Origin of the sequence: Stenotrophomonas sp. S41 (genome assembly GCF_016624625.1) — a bacterium.
Lineage (GTDB): Bacteria > Pseudomonadota > Gammaproteobacteria > Xanthomonadales > Xanthomonadaceae > Stenotrophomonas.
Genome location: NZ_JACVTV010000005.1, coordinates 89,325 through 97,682, shown reverse-complemented (window position 1 = coordinate 97,682; position 8,358 = coordinate 89,325). Strand labels below are relative to the sequence as shown.

General features: G+C 68.7%; 5 protein-coding genes. 1 reads left to right on the top strand and 4 read right to left on the bottom strand.

Annotated elements, in window-relative coordinates; all coding sequences use genetic code 11:
• Nucleotides 1-54: 54 nt before the first annotated feature.
• Both IAE56_RS02490 and IAE56_RS02485 read right to left on the bottom strand, forming a co-directional pair.
• On the bottom strand, nucleotides 55-579 hold the full coding sequence (locus IAE56_RS02490; RefSeq protein WP_200751338.1) for a GNAT family N-acetyltransferase: 525 nt from the start codon (nucleotides 577-579) through the stop codon (nucleotides 55-57).
• 348 nt (nucleotides 580-927) lie between these two features.
• Complete coding sequence (locus tag IAE56_RS02485) at nucleotides 928-2,904, bottom strand: UvrD-helicase domain-containing protein (protein ID WP_200751337.1); 1,977 nt, start codon at nucleotides 2,902-2,904, stop codon at nucleotides 928-930.
• 101 nt (nucleotides 2,905-3,005) lie between these two features.
• On the opposite strand from IAE56_RS02485, the gene IAE56_RS02480 reads away from it, so the two are divergent.
• Nucleotides 3,006-3,626, top strand: a complete 621-nt coding sequence (locus tag IAE56_RS02480) for a thymidine kinase (RefSeq protein WP_200751336.1) — start codon at nucleotides 3,006-3,008, stop codon at nucleotides 3,624-3,626.
• 612 nt (nucleotides 3,627-4,238) lie between these two features.
• On the opposite strand, the gene IAE56_RS02475 is transcribed toward IAE56_RS02480, so the two are convergent.
• Both IAE56_RS02475 and IAE56_RS02470 read right to left on the bottom strand, forming a co-directional pair.
• Nucleotides 4,239-5,843, bottom strand: coding sequence for a glucan biosynthesis protein D (locus IAE56_RS02475; RefSeq protein ID WP_200751335.1), 1,605 nt, complete (start codon nucleotides 5,841-5,843; stop codon nucleotides 4,239-4,241).
• A gap of 48 nt (nucleotides 5,844-5,891) precedes the next feature.
• The gene (locus IAE56_RS02470) at nucleotides 5,892-8,357 is read right to left on the bottom strand and encodes a serine/threonine-protein kinase (RefSeq protein ID WP_200751334.1); all 2,466 of its coding nucleotides are present in this window, start codon (nucleotides 8,355-8,357) and stop codon (nucleotides 5,892-5,894) included.
• Nucleotide 8,358: the final 1 nt, after the last annotated feature.

The following is an 8,358-nucleotide window of genomic DNA, read 5'->3' as shown; positions in this document are numbered from 1 at the left end:
CCCCCCCCCCCCCCCCCCCCCCCCCCCCCCCCCCCCCCCCCCCCCCCACCACAATCAAACCTCGGCCGCCCCCGGCGTGGCGTACAACCGGCTTGGGCTGTCCACGTTCGGCAGCTCGATTACCCCGCGTTCCTGCATGCCCAGCCCCAGCAGGATGCGCCCGGAGGCCACGTTGTCCAGATCGGTGATGCCGTACAGATCCTCGATGTCCAGCTGCGAGCGCGCATGCGTGAACACCGCCCGCGCCGCCTCGCTGGCGTAGCCCTGCCCCGCGAACTCCGACAGCACCGCATAGCCGATATCCGGCCCCGGCAGGCCATCACGCCGCACCAGGCCGGCGTTGCCCAGCCACGCGCCATCGGAGAGCCGCTCGATCGCGTACATCCCGAAACCATTCAGCGCATAGCTGTGCAGCACCCGCAGCGCGATGTACTCCCGCGCCTGCTCCTCGCTGCGCACGTTGCGATCACCGATGAAGTGCACGAAGCCTGGATCGTTGAGCAGTGCCAGCATCGGCAGCGCATCCCGATCCGGCTCGATGCGGCGCAGCCGCAGGCGTTCGCTTTCAATGGGATGCACGCGCAGACCTCCAGCCGAAACCCCGATTCTGCCTCAACGCCCGGCTGTTGCCGTGGCCTTTGATCTTCTTTTTTCTTTTACGTGGCTGGCGCGCACGGAATCTGTCCAAGGCCGGGTAGATGGGTTGCGCAGGGGCGTGAGCCGCATGGATGCGGCGACCGAGCTTACAGGGGTGAGGGCGCTTTGCTTGCGAAGCACTGCTTCGCGAGCGACCGAACGCACAGCCGCCAGCGGCTGGGCCGGGCCCCGGAGGGGGACTTGCAGCGTCCCCTGCGCAGCCCATCTACCCGGCCAACCACAAATGCACTGCGAACGGCGCCAACCACGAGGGGCTGCGCCGTTCGCCGGTCAATCGAACAGCGCCTCGATCGCCGCCAACCCCGCCGTCGCGCGCTCCTTCTTCCGCGCCGCATCCGCCACCGGGTCCGCGCCATCGCGCTGGATCTCCTCGGCCGGAATCTCCTCGAAGAACCGGCTCGGCTTCAACCGCACATGCTCGCCGAACTTGCGCGTCAGCTTGCTGTAGCTCATCCACAGCTGGATCTTCGCGCGGGTAATGCCCACGTACAGCAGGCGCCGCTCTTCCTGCAGGTTGCCTTCGTCCAGGCTGACCTGGTGCGGCAGCACGCCGTCCTCGCAGCCGACGATGAACACATAGGGGAATTCCAGGCCCTTGGACGCGTGCATGGTCATCATGCGCACCTGGTTGCCGCCCTCGTCCTTGTCGCTGCGCGACAGCAGCGCCAGCTGCCCGGCCAGGTCGGCGGCGGTGGCGCCACGCGGGCCGCCCTCGAACCACTGCGCCAGTTCCTCGATGTTGTTGGCGCGGCGCTGGTAGCTGGCCTCTTCCTTGGCCTGTTGCCGCAGCTCGCTGAGCAGGCCCGACTCCTTGGCCACCTTGCGGATCATGTCGCCGGAACTGATCTGCCGGGTCTGCGCGCGCAGGTCGCGCAGGATGTCGGTAAACCGCGCCAGGCTGTTGGCCGCCCGCGGCGGCAGCTGCTGCAGCGCGCCGATCGACTCGGCGGCATGCGCCATCGGGATGTCCTTTTCCTGCGCCAGCTCGGCCAGCTTGGCCAGCGTGCCGGCGCCCACATCGCGCTTGGGCGACTGCACCGCGCGCATGAACGCGGTGTCGTCGTCCGGGTTCACCAGCAGGCGCAGCCAGGCCAGCGTGTCCTTCACTTCCTGGCGTTCCAGGAACATGGTGCCGCCGGTCAGGTGGTAGGGAATGCGCAGCAGCTGCATCGCCTTTTCCAGCGGCCGCGACTGGAAGTTGCCGCGGAACAGGATGCAGAAATCACTCCACGGCACCTTGCGCGCCTGCGCCACGAAGGCGATCTCGGCAGCAACTTTTTCCGCTTCGTGTTCGCTGTTGCGGCACTCCCACACGCGGATGCGCTCGCCGTCAGCCTGGTCGCTCCACAGCTTCTTCAGGTGTTCGTGCGGATTGTTGGCGATGAGCGCGTTGGCCGCGCGCAGCACGCGGTTGGAGCAGCGGTAGTTCTGCTCCAGCTTGATGATTTCCAGCGCCGGATAATCGCGCCCCATCTGCTGCAGGTTTTCCGGGTTGGCGCCGCGCCAGGCGTAGATCGACTGGTCATCGTCGCCCACGCAGGTGAAGTTGCCCTTGTCGCCGGCCAGCTGCTTGAGCAGCCGGTACTGCGCGTCGTTGGTGTCCTGGCATTCGTCCACCAGCAGGTAGCCGATGCGTTCGCGCCAGGCCACGGCGATGTCCGGGTTCTCTTCCAGCACCTGCACCGGCAGGCGGATCAGGTCGTCGAAATCCACTGCATTGAACGCGGTCAGTCGCAGCTGGTAGCGCTCGTAGACGCTGGCCGCTTCCTTCTCGCGGTTGCTGCGCGCGGCGGCCATCGCCTGCTCGGGCGACAGGCCGGCGTTCTTCGCGCGCGACACCAGATTCTTCATGTCCTCGATGTCGTCGGGCTTGGCGCCGGACATCAGATCCTTGATCTGTGCAGCGGCATCATCGGCATCGAAGATCGAGAAGCCGCGCTTCAGGCCAACGGCGGCGTGTTCGATCTGCAGGAACTTCAGGCCCAGGGCGTGGAAGGTGCAGATGGTCACCTCGTCGGCATCCTGCTCGCGCAGGCGCTTGGCCACGCGCTCGCGCATTTCCTTGGCCGACTTGTTGGTGAAGGTGATCGCCGCGATGCGGCGCGCGGGATAGCGCCCGCAGCCGATCAGGTGGGCGATCTTCTCGACGATCACGCGCGTCTTGCCACTGCCCGCACCGGCGAGCACCAGCAGGGGGCCCTCGATGTGCAGGACGGCGGCGGCTTGGGGAGGATTGAGACCGTGCATTGGAGGGGGATTGTAGCGGGCCCGGGTGACGGCCACAGCCGGCGACCGGTGGGGATGCTGAACGGCTTCGGCGTGCCGGGGCAGCGGCGTACAATCGGCCGATGGCCAAGCTCTATTTCTATTATTCGGCGATGAACGCCGGCAAGACCACCACCCTGCTGCAGAGCGCGCACAACTACCGCGAGCGCGGCATGCGGGTGGCGATCCTGACCCCGCGCCTGGACGACCGTGCCGGTGCCGGCGTGGTCGCCTCGCGCATTGGCCTGCGCGCCGAGGGCATGGCCTTCGACCGCGACAGCGACCTGCAGCGCTGGGTGGCGCAGGACCTGGCCGACAAGGGCCCGATGGGCTGCGTGCTGGTAGACGAGGCACAGTTCCTGACCCGCGCGCAGGTCTGGCAGCTGAGCGAGGTGGTCGACCAGCTGCGCATTCCGGTGCTGTGCTACGGCCTGCGCACCGATTTCCGCGGTGAGCTGTTCGAGGGCAGCCAGTACCTGCTGGCTTGGGCCGACGAGATGCAGGAGATCAAGACGATCTGCCACAGCGGCAAGAAGGCGACGATGACGGTGCGCGTGGATGAGCACGGCCACGCGGTGCAGGACGGCCCGCAGGTCGAGATTGGCGGCAACGAACGCTACGTGTCGGTGAGCCGTGCCGAGTTCAAGAAGATCACCCGTGGTGAGGGGCGGATCGACCCGGCGCAGGCGCCCCTACCTTTGTAAGGGGGGGGCCTCTGAAGGGCTTGCAGCCCTGCACCTGCTGCAAGCCAGAGCCGAAGCAACAGCAACAGCAACAGCGGGCATTCCGTGGGATGGCGGGGCACTGTGGGTGGTCAGGACACGCCGTAAACCCATCCATGGGGGCTCGATGGCGCCATCCATGGCGCCAACGGTCCTGCCCACCCACACCGCCCCACCTCTGACAGGTTCACGCGGCTGCTGGTTGCTGCTGTTGGTAGGTGCCGACCGTTGGTCGGGACATCTGTCAGATATCGATATTCAAAATGGGGTCGGAGCGGCCAGTAGATCCACGCCGTGCGTGGATGAAATCTGCCAGATCTCAAAATTCCTCTGGGGTCAGAGCCCGTGCCGACCAACGGTCGGCACCCACCAGAGCAGAACGCCGTTCCGACAGATCGCAGGAAACTGTCGAAGGCGGGGTGGGTCCGGTTGAGGGGGCGTGAGCCGCATGGATGCGGCGACCGAGCTTACATGGACGTACTTGCAGCGTCCCCCTCAACCGGACCCACCCCGCCATCCCGCGGAATGCGCGCATTTGACGTTGACGTTGATTGAAGCAGGTGCGGGGCTGCAAGCCCTGCACTCCCAAACCACTCAGTACAGCGTGCGCTCCGGGGCGCCCGCCGGCGGCGGGGTGTACTGGTACAGCCAGGTCTCGGTGAGCGGCTTGCCACCACTGCGCAGGTACAGGCGGATGTCGATCTGCTCGGTACTGCCCTCCGGCGGCACCAAGTCGAACATCGCGCGGTAGCCCTTGATCTCGCGCAGCGGCCGCGCCGACACGATCTCCACCCGGCCGCGGCTGGCTTCCACCACCGCCTCCACCTCGCCCTTGTCGATCAGGCTGGCCAGCTCGCCGCCTTCGAAATCCACCGCGAAGCGCCAGCTGAAGTACTCGCGCTTCTTGCCCACCACGCCACCCAGGCCGGTGTGGGTCGCCACGCAGTGCGCCAGCGGCGTGCGGGCCGGCGGCTCGGCGCCCCAGAACAGGCGGTAGCCGACCAGCAGTTCCTGCCCCGGCTGCGGCTTTTCCTTCGGGTTCCAGAACGCCACGATGTTGTCGAAGGTCTCGTCCACGGTGGGAATCTCCACCAGCTGCACCGAGCCATCGCCCCACTCGCCCTTCGGTTCCACCCACAGGCACGGGCGCTTCTCGTAGAACACGCCGTCATCCTGGTAATGGTCGAAGTTGCGGTCACGCTGCAGCAGGCCGAAGCCGCGCGGGTTGTGATCGACGAACATGTTGAAGCGCAGGTTGCGCGGGTTCACCAGCGGGCGCCAGATCCATTCGCCGCCACCGGTCCACATCGACAGGCCATCGGTGTCGTGGATTTCCGGGCGCCAGTCCCAGCCCATGCGGCGGTCGTTCTCGCCCACCTGGTACATGCTGGTGCACGGGGCGATGCCCAGGCGTTCGATGGCCTTGCGCGGGTACAGCGCGCTGTCGATGTCCATCAGCAGCACGTCGCCGTTGGTGATGGCGAAGCGGTAGGCGCCGGCCACGCTGGGCGAATCGAGCAGGCCGTAGACCACGATCGTGTCCGAGTCGGCCGAAGGCTGCTCCAGGTAGTAGGCGATGAAATCAGGGAATTCCTCCGGCTTGCCCATGCCGGTATCGATGGCCAGCGCGCGCGCGGACTGGCCGTACTGGCCTTCCTTGCCGACGGCGCGGAAGTAGCTGGCGCCGAGGAAGGCGGCGAAGTCGCGGTCGGTGTCCTTGCGGGTGTTCAGGCGGAAACCGGCAAAGCCCAGGTCCGCCGGCAGCTCGCCGTTCTTCAGGCCGCTCTTGCCGTAGTTGAATGCCGCACCGTCGTAGGCCAGTTCCTGCGCCTTGCCATCGACCACGTCGAACATCCGCACCGGCGAATGGAAGTACAGGCCCAGGTGGAAGAACTTCGCCTGGAACTTGCCGGGCTGGTCGGCCCACAGCGCATGGTCCTGGCGGTAGCCAATCGACTGGTACTGGTCCCAGTCCAGGGCTTCCAGCGGCTTGGGCAGCACCCGCTTGTGGCTCTGGTAGGGCGCCTGGGCCAGCGCGCGGGCCTGGCCCTTCAGGGTGGCGAAATCGAACGGCTGCGGCTGGCCGAGCCGGCGCAGGCCGAGCTGTCCACTCTTCCCGGCCGCGCAGGCCGGCAGGGTCGGCAGGCCGAAGGCGGCCAGGGCCAGGGAGGCATTGCGGAGGAAGTCGCGTCGTTGCATGCAGGCGCGGAAGCAAGGGGAAGGTCGGCCATCATAGGCAGACAAACGTTAACGGGCAGCGGAGGGCTGTACGGTCGGTTCAGCCTGCGCCAGCGCGGCCAGCCGCGCATCCAGCTCGCGCAGGGCCGGGGCCTGTGCCCCGCGCTGGGCCAGCAGCAGCTGGCGTGCTTCGGCCAGCGCAGCGTGTGCCGCGTCCTGCTGCCCGGCCTGCTGCAGCGCGCCTGCCTGCGCCAGCAGCGCCTGCGGCAGCAGGGCCATATGGTCGGGCTGGCGCCAGATCGCCACCGCCCGCGCGTAGTGCCTGGCCGCCAACGCGGCGTCGCCGTGATCGCTGGCCCACTGCCCCAGCGCGAACTCACCCTGGCCGACCTCGCGGTGGGCCGGGCCCAGCGCGGCCAGCAGCTGTGCCTGTACCTGCTGCAGTTCCTGTCCGGCGTGCTCGCCCTGCCCGCGCTGCAGGGCCAGCATCGCGCGCGCGCGGCGCACCACCAGCGCCTCGGGATGGCGCGGGCCCCAGGCATCCTGTGCCGCCTGCCAGGCCAGTTCCAGTTCGGTGGCGGCCGCCTCGGTCTGGCCCTGGCGTGCCAGCACCTCGCCCAGCTGGCGGTGCAGGCCGATCACCTGCGGGCTGCGGCCATCGGCCGGCTGGTCCAGCAGCGCCAGTGCCTGCTGGTAACCGGCCAGCGCGGCAGCCAGGTGCCCGGCGCCGGCATCCAGGCCGGCGAGGTCGGCCAGCGACTCGGCGCGGCCAAAGCGCTGGCCGATGCCCTGGTGGCGCAGGGCGAGCGCTTGTTCGAACGAAGCACGCGCGGCGTCCGCGTTGCCCAGCTGCGCCTGGCAGCGGCCCAGCTGGCTGTGGAACTCGGCCACCGTCGCCGGCAATGCATCGGCCTCGCGGGCAGCCAACGGCTGCAGCGGCTGCAGGTGCGCCAGGCAATCGCGGTCACGGCCCAGCATGCGCAGCGCGCGACCACGCTGGGTCACCGCTTCCAGCTGCAGGGCCGGTGGCACTTCATCCACCTGCTGCAGCAGCCGGCGCTGCTGGTCCAGGGTCTGCAGGGCCAGCTGGTAATCGCCCAGACCGATCCGCAGGCGGCCGATCACGCCTTCCAGCTCGGCCAGCGCCAGCGGCTGGTCGGCCAGTTCGGCCTCGCCACGCTGCTGCCCGGTGGCCAGCAGCTGCGGCACGTCGAAATGGCCGTGGCGCTCACTGGCCGCCTTGTCGAACAGGCTGACGGTGAAATCCTGCATGGCCTGCGCGCGGGCCATTTCCACCTGCGCCTGGCGCGCCTGCCACAGCGCGATGGAGGTGGTGCCGAGCAGGGCCAGCACGGCCACCGAGGCCAGCGCCACGCCCCAGCGGTGGCGGCCGATGTATTTGTTCACGCGGTAGCCCACGCCGGGCGGCCGGGCCTGGATCGGCCGGCCCTGCAGGTAGCTCTGCAGGTCGCCGGCCAGCGCCTCGGCCGAGGCGTAGCGCTGCGCGGGATCCTTCTGCAGGGCCTTTTCCAGCAGCACGTCGAGGTCACCGAGCAGCTGCCGGGCCTGGCGCTGCAGCGCGCGCCGCGCGGCGCCGGGCTGGTCGGCGAGCCGCAGCAGCAGTGACGATGCACGCGGCACCTGCACGTCGAGGATCGAGCGCTCCCATTCGGCATCGCTGTGCCGGCGCAGGCGGTAGGGCTTGTGCCCGGTCACCACTTCAAACAGCACCACGCCCAGCGAATAGACATCAGTGAGGGTGGTCACCGCCTCGCCGCGTACCTGTTCCGGCGCGGCGTAGTGCAGGGTGAAGGCGCGTACTTCGGTGGGCGGATGGGTGGCGTCGGCGGCGTCGTGGTCGAGCAGCGCGGCGATGCCGAAATCCAGCAGCTTCACCGTGCCGTCGGCGCGGACCAGGATGTTGGACGGCTTGAGGTCACGGTGCACCACCAGATTGGCATGGGCATGGCTGACCACCGCGCAGACCTGCAGCATCAGCTGCAGGCGCGTTTCCAGCGAAGGTTCCAGGCGCCGGCAGTAATCGCTGATCGGCTCACCTTCCACGTAATCGAGGGCCAGGTAGGGCTGGCCATGCTGGTCCACGCCGGCATCCAGCAGCTGGGCCAGGTGGGGGTGCTGCAACCGGGCGAGGATCTGCCGTTCGCGGCCGAAGCGCTGGCGCAGCCCGGGGTCGGCCACGCCGCTGCGCAGCAGCTTCAGCGCCACCTGGCGCTGGTACAGGCCATCACAGCGCTCGGCCAGCCAGACCTCGCCCATGCCGCCCTCGCCCAATGGGCTCAGCAGGCGGTAGGGCCCCACCTGGCTGCCCGCGCGCCCGGGTGGCGCCGCGGTCCACAGCGGCTGGGCCATGAACTCCTGGCTGTCGGCCTCCTGCAGCAGCAGGTGTTCCAGGTCGCGGCCCAGGGTCGGGTCGCGCTCGGCCAGGCGCTGCAGGCGCAGCTGCCGTGCCTCCGGGGCCAGCTCCAGCAGCTGGTCCAGCCAGGACGAAAGCAGCTGCCAGCGCGCGGCATCCATG

What these genes read in the sequence shown, in the direction of transcription:
- IAE56_RS02475 (WP_200751335.1), bottom strand. Translation starts at nt 5,843, where the DNA reads ATGCAACGACGCGACTTCCTCCGCAATGCCTCCCTGGCCCTGGCCGCC.
- IAE56_RS02480 (WP_200751336.1), top strand. Translation starts at nt 3,006, where the DNA reads ATGGCCAAGCTCTATTTCTATTATTCGGCGATGAACGCCGGCAAGACC.
- IAE56_RS02470 (WP_200751334.1), bottom strand. Translation starts at nt 8,357, where the DNA reads ATGGATGCCGCGCGCTGGCAGCTGCTTTCGTCCTGGCTGGACCAGCTG.
- IAE56_RS02485 (WP_200751337.1), bottom strand. Translation starts at nt 2,904, where the DNA reads ATGCACGGTCTCAATCCTCCCCAAGCCGCCGCCGTCCTGCACATCGAG.